Annotated in this window: 10 protein-coding genes; 8 read left to right on the top strand and 2 right to left on the bottom strand. The window is 73.6% G+C overall.

Annotated features, from left to right (window positions below; all coding sequences use genetic code 11):
- Position 1 precedes the first annotated feature (1 nt).
- Positions 2-1,354 carry a bifunctional UDP-N-acetylglucosamine diphosphorylase/glucosamine-1-phosphate N-acetyltransferase GlmU gene (gene glmU, locus KBB57_RS14140; protein WP_290751367.1) on the bottom strand — a complete coding sequence of 451 codons (1,353 nt, stop codon included), beginning with the start codon at positions 1,352-1,354 and terminating at the stop codon, positions 2-4.
- Between the two features lie 307 nt (positions 1,355-1,661).
- Here glmU and KBB57_RS14135 point away from each other — a divergent pair, with 307 nt between their 5' ends.
- The 3 genes from KBB57_RS14135 (at position 1,662) to KBB57_RS14125 (ending at position 6,022) form a co-directional block, all read left to right on the top strand.
- The gene (locus KBB57_RS14135; protein WP_290751365.1) at positions 1,662-2,333 is read left to right on the top strand and encodes an HAD-IA family hydrolase; all 672 of its coding nucleotides are present in this window, start codon (positions 1,662-1,664) and stop codon (positions 2,331-2,333) included.
- Between the two features lie 450 nt (positions 2,334-2,783).
- Positions 2,784-4,139 carry an oxygen-independent coproporphyrinogen III oxidase gene (gene hemN, locus KBB57_RS14130; RefSeq protein WP_290751363.1) on the top strand — a complete coding sequence of 452 codons (1,356 nt, stop codon included), beginning with the start codon at positions 2,784-2,786 and terminating at the stop codon, positions 4,137-4,139.
- A gap of 716 nt (positions 4,140-4,855) precedes the next feature.
- Positions 4,856-6,022 carry a M20 aminoacylase family protein gene (locus tag KBB57_RS14125; protein WP_290751361.1) on the top strand — a complete coding sequence of 389 codons (1,167 nt, stop codon included), beginning with the start codon at positions 4,856-4,858 and terminating at the stop codon, positions 6,020-6,022.
- Positions 6,023-6,125: 103 nt separating this feature from the next.
- On the opposite strand, the gene KBB57_RS14120 is transcribed toward KBB57_RS14125, so the two are convergent.
- Positions 6,126-6,884, bottom strand: a complete 759-nt coding sequence (locus KBB57_RS14120; RefSeq protein WP_290751358.1) for a DeoR/GlpR family DNA-binding transcription regulator — start codon at positions 6,882-6,884, stop codon at positions 6,126-6,128.
- A 128-nt stretch (positions 6,885-7,012) separates the two neighbouring features.
- Here KBB57_RS14120 and KBB57_RS14115 point away from each other — a divergent pair, with 128 nt between their 5' ends.
- From KBB57_RS14115 to KBB57_RS14095, 5 genes are all read left to right on the top strand, one after another.
- Positions 7,013-7,963 carry an ABC transporter substrate-binding protein gene (locus tag KBB57_RS14115; protein WP_290751356.1) on the top strand — a complete coding sequence of 317 codons (951 nt, stop codon included), beginning with the start codon at positions 7,013-7,015 and terminating at the stop codon, positions 7,961-7,963.
- A 129-nt stretch (positions 7,964-8,092) separates the two neighbouring features.
- Complete coding sequence (locus tag KBB57_RS14110; RefSeq protein WP_290751353.1) at positions 8,093-9,121, top strand: glycine betaine/L-proline ABC transporter ATP-binding protein; 1,029 nt, start codon at positions 8,093-8,095, stop codon at positions 9,119-9,121.
- On the top strand, positions 9,118-11,103 hold the full coding sequence (locus KBB57_RS14105; RefSeq protein ID WP_290751352.1) for a proline/glycine betaine ABC transporter permease: 1,986 nt from the start codon (positions 9,118-9,120) through the stop codon (positions 11,101-11,103). The genes KBB57_RS14110 and KBB57_RS14105 overlap by 4 nt, the downstream gene beginning before the upstream one ends.
- Before the next feature lie 444 nt (positions 11,104-11,547).
- Entirely contained in the window at positions 11,548-12,441 is an 894-nt protein-coding gene (locus KBB57_RS14100; protein ID WP_290751351.1) for a choline/ethanolamine kinase family protein, read from the top strand.
- Positions 12,438-14,882: an FAD-dependent oxidoreductase gene (locus tag KBB57_RS14095; RefSeq protein ID WP_290751349.1), complete on the top strand. Its 2,445-nt coding sequence runs from the start codon at positions 12,438-12,440 to the stop codon at positions 14,880-14,882. The genes KBB57_RS14100 and KBB57_RS14095 overlap by 4 nt, the downstream gene beginning before the upstream one ends.
- The last annotated feature ends 276 nt before the right edge of the window (positions 14,883-15,158 follow it).

Raw genomic sequence — 15,158 nt, 5'->3', positions numbered from 1 at the left:
CTCAGTGCGCCCCCCGCGCCTTGATCTCGCGCAGCCGCTCCATCAGCCGCGCCCCGAGCCCCGGCTTGACCGCCTGCCGCGCCCGCCCGAGCGCCAGCCCGCCCGCGGGCACGTCCTCGGTGATCACCGACCCCGCCGCCACCACCGCGCGCTCGCCGATCCGCACCGGCGCCACCAGCGCGCTGTTCGAGCCGATGAACGCCCCCGCGCCGATCTCCGTCCGGTGCTTGAACACCCCGTCGTAGTTGCAGGTGATCGTCCCCGCGCCCACGTTCGCCCGCGCCCCCACCCGCGCGTCGCCGACATAGCTCAGGTGGTTCACCTTGGCGCCCTCCTCGACGATGGCGTTCTTGATCTCGACGAAGTTGCCGACATGCACGTCCTCCGCCAGCTCCGCCCCCGGCCGCAGCCGCGCGAACGGCCCGACGACGGCGCCGCGGCTGACATGGCACCCCTCCAGGTGGCAGAACGCCCGGATCGTCGCGCCGCTCTCCACCGTCACCTCCGGCCCGAACACCACGTTCGGCCCGATCTCGACGTCGCGCCCGATCACCGTGTCGAAGGCGAACCACACGCTCGCCGGATCGCTCAGCGTCGCGCCGTTCGCCATCGCCTCCGCCCGCGCCCGCGCCTGGAACGCCGCCTCCGCCGCCGCGAGATCGGCGCGCGAGTTCACCCCCAGCGTCTCCGCCTCCGGGCAGACGATCGCCGCCGCCGCGAGCCCGCGCGCCCGCGCCAGCCCCACCACGTCGGTCAGGTAATACTCGCCCTTGGCGTTGTTCGGCTCGACCTGCGCGAGCAGCTCGAACAGCACGTCGCGATCCGCGGCGATCACCCCGGAATTGCAGAGCGTGATCGCGCGCTGCGCCTCGCTCGCGTCCTTCGCCTCGACGATCGCCTCCAGCGCCCCGTCCGGCCCCCGCACCAGCCGCCCGTACCCCCCGGGCTCCGCCGCCTCGAACCCGAGCACGACCACCGCCGCCCCCCCGACCCGCGCGTCGAGCATCGCCTGCAACGTGTCGGCCTGCACGAAGGGCGTGTCGGCGTAGAGCACCACCACGTCGCCGGCGAAATCCCCCAGCGCCCCGGCCGCCTCCAGCACCGCGTGCCCCGTCCCCTTGCGCTCGGCCTGCACCGCGACCGCCGCCTCCGGCGCGATCTCCCCGAGCGCCGCCTCGACCGCCTCCGCGCCGTGGCCGGTCACCACCACGATCCGCTCCGGCTCCAGCGCGCGGGCCGCGGCCAGCGCATGGGCGATCAGCGGCGCGCCGGCGAGCCTGTGCAGCGGCTTCGGCTGGTCGGAGTTCATGCGCGTGCCTTCGCCGGCGGCGAGCAGGATGATGGCGGTGGGCATCGGCAGGCTCCGGCGCAGCGTCGGGTTCCGCGGGCTTCTATCGCGGCCGCGCCGGGTCGGGAAGGCCGCGAGGCTTCAGTTATTGTTTCGCGTCATTGCCGCCCCCGACATCGCCAGGAGAGATCGCCCCCGCCGCCTCAACCTCAGCCGCCTCAACCTCAGCCGCCTCAGCCGCCGTCGCCTCACCCGACATCGCCTCACCCCACATCGCTCGTCCGACGCCGCCTCGCCCGACGTCGCCGCCCCCGACACTGCCCCGACCGCCGCCACATTGCCTCATCCGGGCGGAGGCGCCAGAAGGGGCGCCATGCGCCTCGCCGTGTTCGACCTCGACGGCACCCTCGCCGACACCTCCCGCGACCTGATCGCCGCGGCCAACGCCGCGCTCGCCGAGGCGGGCTACGGCGCGCCGCTCGACGCCGAGGCCGACAAGGTCCACGCCTTCGCCGGCGGCCGGGCGATGCTGCGGGTCGGCATGGCGCGGGCGACCGGCGGCTGGGACGCGGCCCGCGTCGACGCCGCCTATCCGCGGCTCCTCGCCGCCTACGCCGCCGACATCGCCCGCCACACCAGGCTCTACCCCGGCGTCGTGCCGGCGCTCGACGCGCTCGAGGCCGCCGGCTGGGGCCTCGCCGTCTGCACCAACAAGCCCGCCGCGCTCGCCGAGACGCTCCTCGTCGCCCTCCACCTCCGCCCGCGGCTCCGCGCCATGCTCGGGGCCGACAGCCTCGCGGTGCGCAAGCCCGACCCCCTCCACCTCCTCGAGACCATCGCCCGCGCCGGCGGCCGTCCCGACCGCGCCGTGCTCGTCGGCGACACCGCCAACGACCGCGACGCCGCCCGCGCCGCCGGCGTGCCTTGCGTGCTCGTCAGCTTCGGCCCCGAGGGCGACGCGGTCGCGTCGATGGCGCCCGAGGCCCTCCTCGACGACTACGCCGCCCTCCCCGCCCTCCTCGACCGGCTCGTGCCCGCGGCCTGATCCCGCGCCCCCGCGGCGAGGTCCGTCCCACGACGGCGCCCGCCGGGTGACATGCGCATGTCACCCGGCTCGACGCGGAGCGGCAGCGGCGGGGACGGCGGAACCTCGAAGTGAGTCGCACGGCGCCGCGAAATGCGGCGCTGATAACGATGCAATGATTTTCACCGTTCATATTCAAAATATTTCGAAATATATTTGTGCGCAAGTTCCGGGCACAGGCAGGCACGCCCGCAACTTTCTTTACTCCGTCATTCTCCACCCGATCAACGTCCACACGCCCAGTCCTGTCCGTCCCCCCGGCCAATCGGAACAGATCAGGCGAGTCCGGCTTGACCCCGCGCAAGCACGGCCCCGCCCCGCCGGCGGCCGTCCCGACCGCGCCGCCCTCCTCGTGCCCGCAGCTTGATCCCGCGCAAGGACGGCCCCGCCCCCACGGGGCACGAAGCCCGCATGGACCAGATCGACCGCCTCCGCCGGCTCGGGCTCTTCGACAGCCGGGTGCCCCGCTACACCAGCTTCCCGACCACGCCCAACTTCTCCCCGTCGGTCGGCGCCCGCTTCCAGGCCGAATGCCTCGCCGCGGTCGACCCGGCCGAGCCGGTCTCCGTCTACGTCCACATCCCGTTCTGCGAGCGGCTGTGCTGGTTCTGCGCCTGCCACACGCAAGGCACCAAAACCCTCGCTCCCGTCGAAGCCTACATCGCAGCGCTGGAGGCCGAGCTCGCCCTCGTCGCGGCGAGCCTGCCGCCCGGCGTGCGCATGGGCCGGCTGCACTGGGGCGGCGGCACCCCCACCATCCTGCCGCCGCCGCTGATCCACCGCCTCGCCGCGGCGATCCGCGCCGCGATCCCGCCCGCCGACACGCTGGAATTCTCCGTCGAGATCGACCCGACCCAGGTCGACCGCGCCCGCATCGCCGCGCTGGCGGAGGAGGGGATGACGCGGGCGAGCCTCGGCGTGCAGGACTTCGACCCGCTGGTGCAGCAGGCCATCGGCCGGCTCCAGAGCTTCGAGGCCACGCGCGAGGCGATCGAGGCGTTGCGCGACTGCGGCGTCGAGAGCCTCAACGCCGACCTCGTCTACGGCCTGCCCCACCAGACCCTCGCCCGGCTCGACGCCACGCTGGAGCGCACGCTGTCGCTCCGCCCCGACCGGCTGGCGCTCTTCGGCTACGCGCATGTCCCCTGGGTGGCGAAGCGCCAGAAGCTGATCGACGCGGCCGCGCTCCCCGACGACCTCGCCCGCTGGCGCCTCGCCGGACAGGCGGCCGGGCGGCTGGTCGCCGAGGGCTTCGACCGCATCGGCATCGACCATTTCGCCCGCCCCGCCGACGCGCTGGCGCAGGCGGCGCGCGAGGGCCGCCTGCGCCGCAACTTCCAGGGCTACACCGACGACCTCTGCCCGACGCTGATCGGCGTCGGCGCCTCCTCCGTCTCGCGCTTCCCCGCCGGCTACGTGCAGAACGCCCCCGCGACCGCGGCCTGGGGCAAGCGCGTCACGGAGGGCGGCCTCGCCGGCGTCCGCGGCCACGCGCTCAGCGACGAGGACCGGCTGCGGGCGCGGGCGATCGAGATGCTGCTCTGCGACTTCCGCCTCGACTTCACCGAGCTGGCCGCCCGCTTCGGCACCCTCGCCGCCGTGCTGGGCCCGACGGCGCGCGAGGTGCTGGACCGCTTCGACGGCTTCGTCACGGCCGAGCCGAACCTCCTCGCCATCCTCCCCGAAGGCGCCCCCCTCGCCCGCATCATCGCCAGCGCCTTCGACGACCGCCTCGGCGACAACGCCCGCTTCAGCCGCGCCTCCTGACCCGCACGGCCGCCAGCCCGGCGAGCCCGATCGGATGCGGGCCGGGGACAATTGCACACTCATCGGCGCTGCATTTCGCGGCGTCGTTCAACTCACGTCGAGCTTGCACGCTCCCTGCCCAGGCCGCTCCGCGCCGCCGGTCGACCCTTGCCGCCTCCGTCGTGTTGAGCGTGCCGCCGCACGCCAGCCATCACACTACACGACAGTGGAGAGAAATATCGGTCGGGAGGGTGCGGGACGGTGAAGCCAGACGGATTTGACCCGTGGCAAATCCGTCCGCGCTCGCCCCTGCGGGGGGCGAGCGCGATTCCGCGCTCGCCGGGGCGATCACGGCCGGATTGCGCGGTGCGTGGAAAATCTGGCCCCCCCACGGCCTCCGCGCCAATGCGCTCCGGCCGGCGGCGCGGCGAAAGCCGTGCTTTCGCTTGTCGCGCCGCAGCCTCGCGGGCAGAGCTCGCTTCGGTCGGGGCGAGCGCCCGCAGCCTCGGGCGGCAACCGGCTCCTGTCGTGTAGTGTGGCCAGCCATTTAGCTCACATTAACCAATCCAGTGAAATCAACGGCTTATCGAATATTCACGCGTGAACACGCCTGCGAGGCCCGGGCTCCGGGCGCGCCGGTCACCGCTTGACTCTGGCCCGCAAGGAGCCAGTCTCGACCCCATGACGGCGCCCGGGCGGCCACAAGCGGCCAAGGGCCCGGCGCGAGGGAGGGCGAGATGGCGGTCATCAACCGGATCGCGGCGTTCGAGGCCGAGTCGACGGCGTGGCGGCGTCGGCTCCACGAGATCCCCGAGCTCGACTTCGACCTCTTCGAGACCTCGGCCTTCGTCCTCGACCGCCTCCGCGAGATCGGGGTGGACGAGATCCACGAGGGCATCGCGAAGACCGGCATCGTCGCCCTGATCCGCGGCCGCGCCGAGGGGCCCGTCATCGGGCTGCGCGCCGACATGGACGCGCTCCCCATCCTCGAGGCCGTGGACCGACCCTGGAAGTCGACGAAGCCCGGCGCGATGCACGCCTGCGGCCACGACGGCCACACCACCATCCTGCTGACCGCGGCCCGCTACCTCGCCGAGACCCGCAACTTCGCCGGCACGGTGGCGCTGATCTTCCAGCCCTCCGAGGAGCTCTCCGGCGGGGCCCGGGTCATGGTCGAGGAAGGGGTGATGGAGCGCTTCGGCGTCACCCGGATCTTCGGCCTCCACAACGTCCCCGGCGTCGATCTCGGCCGCATCGAGACCCGCCCCGGCGCGATCATGGCCGCCTCCGACCAGTTCGAGATCACCCTCACCGGCCGCGGCGGCCACGCCGCCTTCCCCCACGACTGCATCGACCCGGTGGCGGCGGCGCTCTCGCTCGGCCAGGCCCTGCTGGCGATCCCCGCCCGCCGCGTCGATCCGGTCCGCGCCGGCGTGCTGTCGCTGACGGTGATCCGCGCCGGCGAGGCGACCAACGTGGTGCCGGCGACCGCCCATCTCGGCGGCACCGTCCGCACCCTCGACGCCGCCGAGCGCCAGACCATCGCCGACGCCGTCGCGACCGCGACCTCCGCGATCGGCGCGGCCTTCGGGGTCGAGGCGACCCTCGACTACGAGTTCGGCTACCCGGTGACCCGCAACGACCCCGACGAGGTCGCCTTCGCCGCCCGCGTCGCCCGCGAGGTCGTCGGCGAGACCCATGTCGACGCCTGCCGCCGCCCCGAGATGGGCTCCGAGGACTTCGCCTACATGCTGGAGGCCCGCCCCGGCGCCTACGTCTTCGTCGGCGCCGGCCCCGGCGCCGGCCTCCACCACCCGGCCTACGACTACAACGACGCAGTCACCCCCATCGGCGCCTCGTTCTTCGCCCGCCTCGTCGAGACCGCCCTGCCGCTCGACCGCTAGAGCAATGTCCAGCCGGGCGGAATCGTCCGGTTGGACATTGCGCAAATTCGAGACTCCAGAGCGGACGGCCCGGTTCAACCGGGACGGACTCCGCTCTGGCCGCTCACTCCGCCGCCGTCACCACCTCCACCTTCACCGCGGCCAGCGCGGCGCGGGCAGGGGCCGGCGGGGGAACGTCGGTGACGAGCAGATCCACCTCCTCGAGCGGACAGACCGGCACCGCCGCCCGGAAATCGAACTTCGAGCGGTCGGCGGCCACCATCAGCCGGTCCGCCCGCGCCACCATCGCCTGGGCGACGCGCGCCTCGTCGAGGTGGAAATCCGCGACCCCGTGCGCCGGATCGAGCGCCCCGGCCGACAGGATGGCGAGGTCGGCGCGGAACTGCGCCACGAACCCGAGCGCCTCCGGCCCGACCACCGCCCCGAGATCGGGCCGCAGCTCGCCGCCCGCGAGGTAGATGCGATGATCGCCCCGCCCCACCATGGCGCGGGCGATCTCGATCGAGTTCGTCACCACCGTCAGCCCGCGCCGCCCCGCCAGCGCCTCGGCGACGAAGACCGTCGTCGAGCCCGTGTCGAGCATCACGCTCGCCCCGTCGGGCACCAGCGCCGCCGCCGCCCGCGCGATCGCCCGCTTCGCCGCGGCCCGCACCCCCATCCGGCGCTGGAACGGCGGCTCGCGCTCGGCGAGCGCCACCTCGCCATGGGCGCGCACCAGCAGCCCCTCGTCGACCAGCGGCCGGACATGCCGCCGGATCGTCTCCCCCGAGACGTTGAGGCTCGCGGCAAGGCCGGCGATGGTGGCCCGCCCCTCGCCGCGCACCGCGTCCAGAATGTCGTTCTGCCAGCGGCTCGGCGCCATCGCGTCTCCAGTCCCCGGTCAAAGACTGCGCAACCCGCGCCGCAAACGCAACGCAATTGTGGATTTCTGTTGACCTGCCGTTGATTCTGGCTCGACCATGGCGGCGGGAAACAGGGGAGACCGACCCGATGATGCGACGCGCGCTCGCCGTGACTGCGCTCACGTCCACCCTGGCCCTCGCGGCTGCGGCCGCCGCCCAGGACTCGCCCGACCCGATCAAGCTGACGCTGCACGACTGGACCGGGCAGCTCATCACCACGACGATCATGGGCGAGGTGCTGAAGGAGGCCGGCAACAACGTCGAGTACGTGCAGGCCGACTACCTCGCGCAGTTCGCCGGGCTGAAGACGGGCGACCTCGACGTCGCCATGGAGATCTGGGAGACGACGGGGCGCGAGGCGATGGACGAGGCGACCGCCACCGGCCAGGTCGAGAACCTCGGCGAGACCGGGATGCAGGCCATCGAGGAATGGTGGTATCCCTCCTACATGACCGACAAGTGCCCCGGCCTGCCGGCCTGGGAGGCGCTGCTCGAGGACGAATGCGCCGAGGCCTTCTCGACGCCGGAGACCGCGCCGGACGGCCGCTATCTCGGCGGCCCGGTGACCTGGGGCGGCTTCGACGAGGAGCGGATCGAGGCGCTCGACCTGCCCTTCCAGGTGATCCACGCCGGCACCGACGCCGCGCTCTTCGCCGAGCTCGAGAGCGCCTACCAGCGCAAGGCGCCGATCCTGCTCTGGATCTACGCGCCGCACTGGGCCCCGATCAAGTACGAGGGCGAGTGGATCGAGTTCCCGCCCTACGAGCCCGCCTGCTACACCGACCCGTCCTGGGGCGTGAACCCCGACATGACCCACGACTGCGGCAAGCCGCGCGGGCCGATCTGGAAGGTCGCCTGGTCGGGCGTGAAGGACAAGTGGCCCGGCGCCTACGCGGCGATACAGAACTTCACCCTCTCCAACGACGAGATGGGCGAGATGATCGCCAAGGTCGACCTAGAGGGCGGCACGGTCGACGCGGTCGTCGCCGAATGGATGGACGCGAACAAGGATCGCTGGTCCGGCTGGATCGGCAAGTGACAGTGGCGGCGTTCCGGGGAGCACGCCGTCCCGTCGCGGGCGTCGCCCGATCCGGGCGGCGCCCGCTGCGCCGGGCCCGCCCCTCCGCGCGCCGGGCCTCCTCCTGCAAGCAGGGTTGAGGCCCTGACCATGGCGGCGGCGGAGAAGCTCGTCTGCCGCGGGGTCTGGAAGCTGTTCGGCCCCGGCGCGGAGGGCTTCCTCGCCCGGAATCCCGCCCCGACCCGCGAGGCGGTCGCCGCCGCCGGGCTGACCCCGGCCGTCATCGACGCCTCCCTCGCGGTCGCCGAGGGCGAGTGCTTCGTCATCATGGGCCTCTCCGGCTCGGGCAAGTCGACGCTGGTTCGCTGCCTGTCGCGGCTGGTCGAGCCCTCCGCCGGCGAGATCCGCTTCGAGGGCCGCGACCTGCGCGCCGCCTCGGAGCGCGAGCTGATCGAGCTGCGCCGGCACCGGATGGGCATGGTCTTCCAGCACTTCGCCCTGCTGCCGCACCTGAGCGTGCTCGCGAACGTCGCCTTCCCGCTGGCGGTGCAGGGCGTGGCGCGGGCCGAGCGCGAGGCGCGCGCCCGCGAGATGATCGCCCTCGTCGGGCTCGAGGGCCGCGAGGCGCGCCTCCCGCGCGAGCTCTCCGGCGGCCAGCAGCAGCGGGTGGGGATCGCGCGCTCGCTCGCCGTCGGCCCCGAGCTCTGGTTCCTCGACGAGCCGTTCTCGGCGCTCGACCCGCTGATCCGCCGCGAGATGCAGAACGAGTTCCTCCGTCTCCAGTCGCACCTGCGCAAGACCATCGTCTTCATCACCCACGACTTCGACGAGGCGATCCGCCTCGCCGACCGCATCGCGATCATGCGCGACGGGCGGATCATCCAGACCGGCACGGCCGAGGACCTCATCCTCGCCCCGGCCGACCCTTACGTCGCCGACTTCACCCGCGACGCGCCCCGCGCGAAGATCCTCTCCGCCCACGCCATCATGCGCCCCGGCGGCGACGGCCCGGTGGCCGGCGCGATCGAGGCGAGCCGCCGGGTGGCCGACTTCGCCGCCGAGGTCGAGGCCGCCGGCGCCCCCTTCGCCGTGGTGGAGAACGGAACGCGCATCGGCTCCGTCGGCCGCGCCGAGGTGATGGCGATCCTGCTCGGCCGCACGCCGGAGGGGCGCGCATGACCGCGCTGGCCCTCGCCCCCCCTGCCCCGCGGGCGCGCCTCCCCTGGGCGCTCGTCTGGCTCGCCGTCCTCGCGGCGACCATCGCCTTCTCGCACCTGCCGCGCGGCGCGCTCGACGGCCTCTGGGAGGAGGTGCCGCGGTCGATGCAGGTCCCCGTGGCGCGCTGGATCTCCGCGGCCACCGCCTGGCTCGTCGACGACGCCCGCCTCGGGCCGCTCGCCTTCCGCGACCTGACCCGGGGCGTGGCGGCGCTGCTCGAGGCCCCGCTGCGCGCCGCCTCCTCGCTCCTCGCCACCGGGCTGATGGACGGCGAGGGCTCGGCCGCGCGCCGCCTGCTGCCGCCCCTCCCCTGGCTCGGGATCGTCGGCGCCGCCGCGATCCTCGGCCTCCACGCCGGCGGCTGGCGGCTCGCCGCGCTGATGGCGCTCGCCTTCGGCTACCTCGCCGTCTTCGGCCAGTGGCGGAGCGCCATGGTCACCCTCGCCTCGATCGCCATCGCCGTGCCGCTCGGCGTCGCCGGCGGCCTCCTCCTCGGCATCGCCGCCTATCGCAGCCGCCGCTTCGAGGCGGCGCTGTCGCCGTTCCTCGACGCGATGCAGACGGTGCCGGTCTTCGCCTACCTGCTGCCGATCCTCGTCCTCTTCGGCTTCGGCCCGGCCGCCGCGCTGATCGCCACCGTGATCTACGCCATGCCGCCGATGGTCCGCATCACGCTCCTCGCGCTCCGCGGCGTGCCGCCGGAGATCGTGGAATACGGCCGCATGGCCGGCACGACGCCGCGCCAGCTCATCTGGCGGGTGATGCTGCCCTCGGCGCGGGCGCCGCTGATGGTCGGCGTCAACCAGGTGATCATGCTGTCGCTCAACATGGTCATCATCGCCTCGATGATCGGCGCGGGCGGGCTCGGCTACGACGTGCTGACCGCGCTCCGCCGGCTCGACATCGGCGCGGGGCTGGAGGCGGGCGTCGCCATCGTCGTCCTCGCCGTGGCGCTCGACCGGCTGAGCCAGGCCTACGCCGTGCGCGCCGGCCGCGGCCTGCCGCGCTCGCGCCTCCCCCTCGCCGCCCTCGCCGTCGCCCTCGCCGCCTGGGGCCTCGGCTTCGCCGTCCCCGCGATCGCGGTCTACCCGTCCGAATGGCAGGTCTCGACCTCCGCCTTCTGGGCCGGGGCGATCGGGTGGCTGAACGTCAACTTCTTCGACACCTTCGAGGCGATCAAGACCGCCGTCCTCACCAACCTCCTCGTCCCCGTCCGCCGCGTGCTGCTCGCCGTGCCGTGGTGGTGGGGGACCTTCGTCGTCGCGCTCGCCATGTGGCGGATCGGCGGGCCCCGCCGCGCCGCCATCGCGGCCGGGTTCGCGCTCTTCGTCGCCTTCACCGGCTACTGGGAGCCGGCGATGGTCTCGATCTACCTCGTCGGCGTCTCCGTGCTGATCGCCGCCGCGATCGGCGTCCCCGTCGGCGTCGCCTCCGGCCTGTCGCCCCGGCTCTGGGCCTGGGTCCAGCCCGCGATCGACACCCTCCAGACGCTCCCCTCCTTCGTCTACCTGATCCCGGTGGTGATGCTCTTCCGCGTCGGCGAGTTCACCGCGCTGATCGCCATCGTCCTCTACGCCATCGCCCCGGCGATCCGCTACGCCGCCCTCGGCGTCCGCGAGGTCAACCCGGCGCTGGTCGAGGCCGCGACCGCCATGGGCGCCACCCGCTGGCAGCGGGTCGCGCGCGTCCGCCTGCCGCTCGCCGCGCCGGAGATCCTGCTCGGCCTCAACCAGACCGTGCTCCTCGCGGTCTCCATGCTCGTCATCACCGCGCTCGTCGGCACCCGCGACCTCGGGCAGGAGGTCTACATCGCGCTGACCAAGGCCGACGTCGGCCGCGGCCTCGTCGCCGGCGCCTGCATCGCCATGCTGGCCATGATCGCGGACCGGATGCTGACCCAGGGCGCGGAGCGCCTCCGCCGCCGGCTGGGCCTCGCGCCATGACGCCGGCCGGTCCCCTCCTTCGACCGCCTCGCGCCGGAGGGCGCGCGCAGCGCCGCCGCCAGCTGCCGGGCCTCGCGCCATGACCGGCCGGGGTGGTCCCTTCCTTCGCCCTGCAAAAGCGAGGCACTGCCTCGCGCAGGGCGTCGACCCGGAGCGCGTTGGCGCGGAGGGGCGAGGGGCGCCGGGCCTCACCGTCGCTCTCCAATCCGCGCGCGCCTGCCTGGGCTGGCGCGGAATCGCGCCTGCCGTCGTGCCGAAGGCACGCCTGTGGCGTGACGGGCAGGCAGGCGCGCGCGGATTTGTCGACGGACAAATCCGCGAAGTGAATGCGGCGCCGTCGCGCCCGAACGGCAGCAGGAGAACGACGCGCCCCGCCGACGTCAGCACGACCGTCCCGCGCCGCCCCTCCGCGCGCGCGCCCGCCCGCCTACCAGGCCTCGCGCCATGACCCCCGCCGAAGCCGCCCTCCGCAAGGCCGAGACCCTCCCGATCTGGTCCGGCCCCGTCACGGCCGAGCCGCTGGAAGGCGGCATCACCAACCTCAACTTCACCGTCGCCGACGCCGGCCGCCGCTATGTCGTGCGCATCGGCGAGGACATCCCCGCGCACGGCATCTCGCGCAGCGCCGAGCTCGCCGCCGCCCGCGCCGCCCACGCCGCCGGGGTCGGGCCCGCCGTCCGCCACGCCGGGCCCGGCGTCCTCGTCGTCGACTGGATCGACGGCCGCCCCCTCGACGCCGCCGCCGTCCGCGCCCCGGCGAACCGCCCGCGCCTCGCCGACCTGCTCCGACGCACCCACCACGACGTCCCCCGCTGGTTCCGCGGCCCCGCGCCGATCTTCTGGGTCTTCCAGGTGATCCGCGACTACGCCGCCACCCTCGCCGAGACGGCGAGCCCCCACGCCCCCCGCCTCGCCCGCCTGACCGCCGAGGCCGCCGCGCTGGAGGAGGCGGTCGGCCCCGTCCGCATCGTCTTCGGCCACAACGACCTCCTGCCCGCCAACATCATCGACGACGGCGACCGGCTCTGGCTGATCGACTGGGAATACGCGGGCTTCAACTCGCCCCTCTTCGACCTCGGCGGCCTCGCCTCCAACGCCGGCATGGACGCGGGCGAGCGCGCCCTCCTCCTCGACGCCTATCTCGGCCACGCCGCCGACCCCGGCCTCGCCCGCGCCCTCGACGCGATGACCGCCGCCTCGCTCCTGCGCGAGACGATGTGGAGCATGGTCTCGGAGGCCCGCTCGACCATCGACTTCGACTACGCCGCCTACACGGCCGAGAACCTCGCCCGCTACGAGGCGGCGCTGGCGGCCTTCCGGGAGAGCCACGGATCATGACAGACCTGCCCTCGTCAGCGAAGACCATCGTGGTGGGCGGCGGCATCGTCGGGGCCTCGACCGCCTACCACCTCGCCGCCATGGGCCAGGAGACGCTGCTCCTCGAGCGCCACCAGCTCTCCTCCGGGTCGAGCTGGCACGCCGCCGGCCTCGTCGGCCAGCTCCGCTCCAACGCCAACGTCACCCAGCTCCTCGGCTATTCGGTCGCGCTCTACGACCGGCTGGAGGCGGAGACCGGCCTCGCCACCGGCTGGAAGATGAACGGCGGCCTGCGCCTCGCCTGCACGCCGGAGCGCTGGACCGAGGTGCGCCGGCAGGCGACGACCGCCCGCTCCTTCGGGCTCGAGATGCAGCTCCTCACCCCGCGCGAGGCGCTGGAGCTCTGGCCGCTGATGAATATCGACGACGTCATCGGCGCGGCCTTCCTGCCGACCGACGGCCAGGCCTCGCCCTCCGACATCGTCCAGGCCCTCGCCCGCGGCGCCCGCATGGGCGGCGCGACGATCCGCGAGGGCGTCGCCGTGACCGGCATCCGCGTCGAGAAGGGCCGGGTCCGCGGCGTGCTGACCGGCGCCGGCCCGATCGCCTGCGAGAAGCTGGTCCTCTGCTGCGGCCAGTGGACCCGCGCGCTGGCCGCCCGCGTCGGCGTCAACGTGCCGCTCGTCAGCGTGCAGCACCAGTACCTGATCACCGAGCCGATCCCCGGCGTCACCCCGGGCCTGCCGACGCTCCGCGACCCCGACCGGCTCACCTACTGGAAGGAGGAGGTCGGCGGCCTGACCATGGGCGGCTACGAGCCGAACCCCAAGCCCTGGGCCGAGGCGGGCGTGCCCGACGACTTCGCCTTCCAGCTCCTGCCGAACGACCTCGAGCATTTCGAGCCGACCATGGCCCTCGCCCTCGGCCGGGTGCCGGCGCTGGAGACGGCGGGCATCAAGTCCTTCATCAACGGCCCCGAAAGCTTCACCCCCGACGGCAACTTCATCCTCGGCCCGGCCCCGGAGGTGACGGGCCTCTATGTCGGCGCGGGCTTCAACGCCTTCGGCATCGCCTCGGGCGGCGGCGCCGGCATGGCGCTGGCCGAATGGGTCGCCAACGGCGCGCCGCCCTACGACCTCTGGCCCGTCGACATCCGCCGCTTCGGCCGCAACACCCTCTCGACGCGCGCGGTGCGCGAGCGCACGCTCGAGGCCTACGCGCGCCACTACGCCATGGCCTGGCCGCACGAGGAATACGCCTCCGCCCGCCCCGCCCGCCGCTCGCCGCTCTACGACCGCCTGGCGGCGAAGGGCGCCGTCTTCGGCGAGAAGCTCGGCTGGGAGCGCCCGAACTGGTTCGCCGCCGACGGCGAGCCGCCGGTGGATGTCCCGACCTTCGACCGCCCCAACTGGTTCGACGCCGTGGCGCGCGAGCACCGCGCCTGCCGCGAGGCGGCGGTGATCTTCGACCAGACCTCGTTCGCCAAGACCCTCGTCACCGGCCGCCACGCCGAGGCGGCGCTCTCCTGGATCTGCGCGGGCGACGTCATCCGCCCGCCGGGAACCCTCACCTACACCCAGATGCTCAACGCCCGCGGCGGCATCGAGTGCGACCTGACCGTGGCCCGCCTCGACGAGGAGACCTTCTACGTCGTCACCGGCACCGGCTTCGCCACCCACGACCTCGACTGGCTCCGCCGCAACATCCCGCCCGGCCTCGACGTGCGGCTGCACGACGCCACCTCGCAGAACGCCGTCCTGTCGCTGATGGGCCCCCGGGCGCGCGACATCCTCGCGCCGCTCGCCGAGGAGGACGTCTCGAACGCCGCCTTCCCCTTCGGGACCTGCCGCCGCCTCTCGGTCGCCGGCGCGCCGGCGCTGGCGCTGCGCATCACCTACGTGGGCGAGCTCGGCTGGGAGCTGCACGTCCCCGTCGAGTTCGCCGCCACCGTCTACGACGCCCTGATGGCGGCCGGCGCGCCCCACGGCCTGCGCGACGCCGGCTACCGCGCCATCGAGTCGCTGCGGCTGGAGAAGGGCTACCGCGCCTGGGGCGCCGACATCGGCCCCGACCACTCGCCGCTGATGGCCGGCCTCGGCTTCGCGGTGAAGCTCCGCAAGAACCTGCCCTTCCTCGGCCGCGAGGCGCTGGAGGCGCAGCGCGACGGTCGCCTGCCCCGCCTCCTCGCCGGCTTCACCCTCGCCGACCCGTCGGTGACGCTCCTCGGCCGCGAGACGATCTACCGCGACGGCAAGCGCGTCGGCTGGCTGTCCAGCGGCGGCTTCGGCCACACGGTCGGCCGCCCGATCGGCTACGGCTACGTCCGCGACCCGGAGGCCGGCGTCGACCCCGGCTACGTCCTCTCCGGCTCCTACGAGCTCGAGGTCGCGACCGAGCGCTTCCCCGCCGAGGCCTTCCTGCGCCCGCTCTGGGACCCCGAGGGCGCCCGTATCCGCGCCTGACGCCCCCGGGGGCGGCGCCGGCCGCCCCGCTCATGCCCATCCTCACCACCCTTGCCGACCGCGGCCCGCGGGCGCAGGCTCGACGTCCATCGGATGCAAGCTCGACAGGAGTCGGCATTGTATTCCACTATGTGGAATGAATTTGACGAGCTTTCGCCGCTCTCGCTCGATCCACCCCGTGGTGACCCCTTCGGTCTTGTTCCGGACATACGGTAGCATTCCAACTCATATAATTTGAAAACAATGTGTTACGCCGCAATATCGATTCCATGGGAT

The sequence above is a fragment of the Amaricoccus sp. genome (assembly GCF_017993425.1).
GTDB lineage: Bacteria > Pseudomonadota > Alphaproteobacteria > Rhodobacterales > Rhodobacteraceae > Amaricoccus.
The sequence above is the reverse complement of the archived record's forward strand: the minus strand, read 5'-3'. Positions and strand labels throughout refer to the sequence as shown.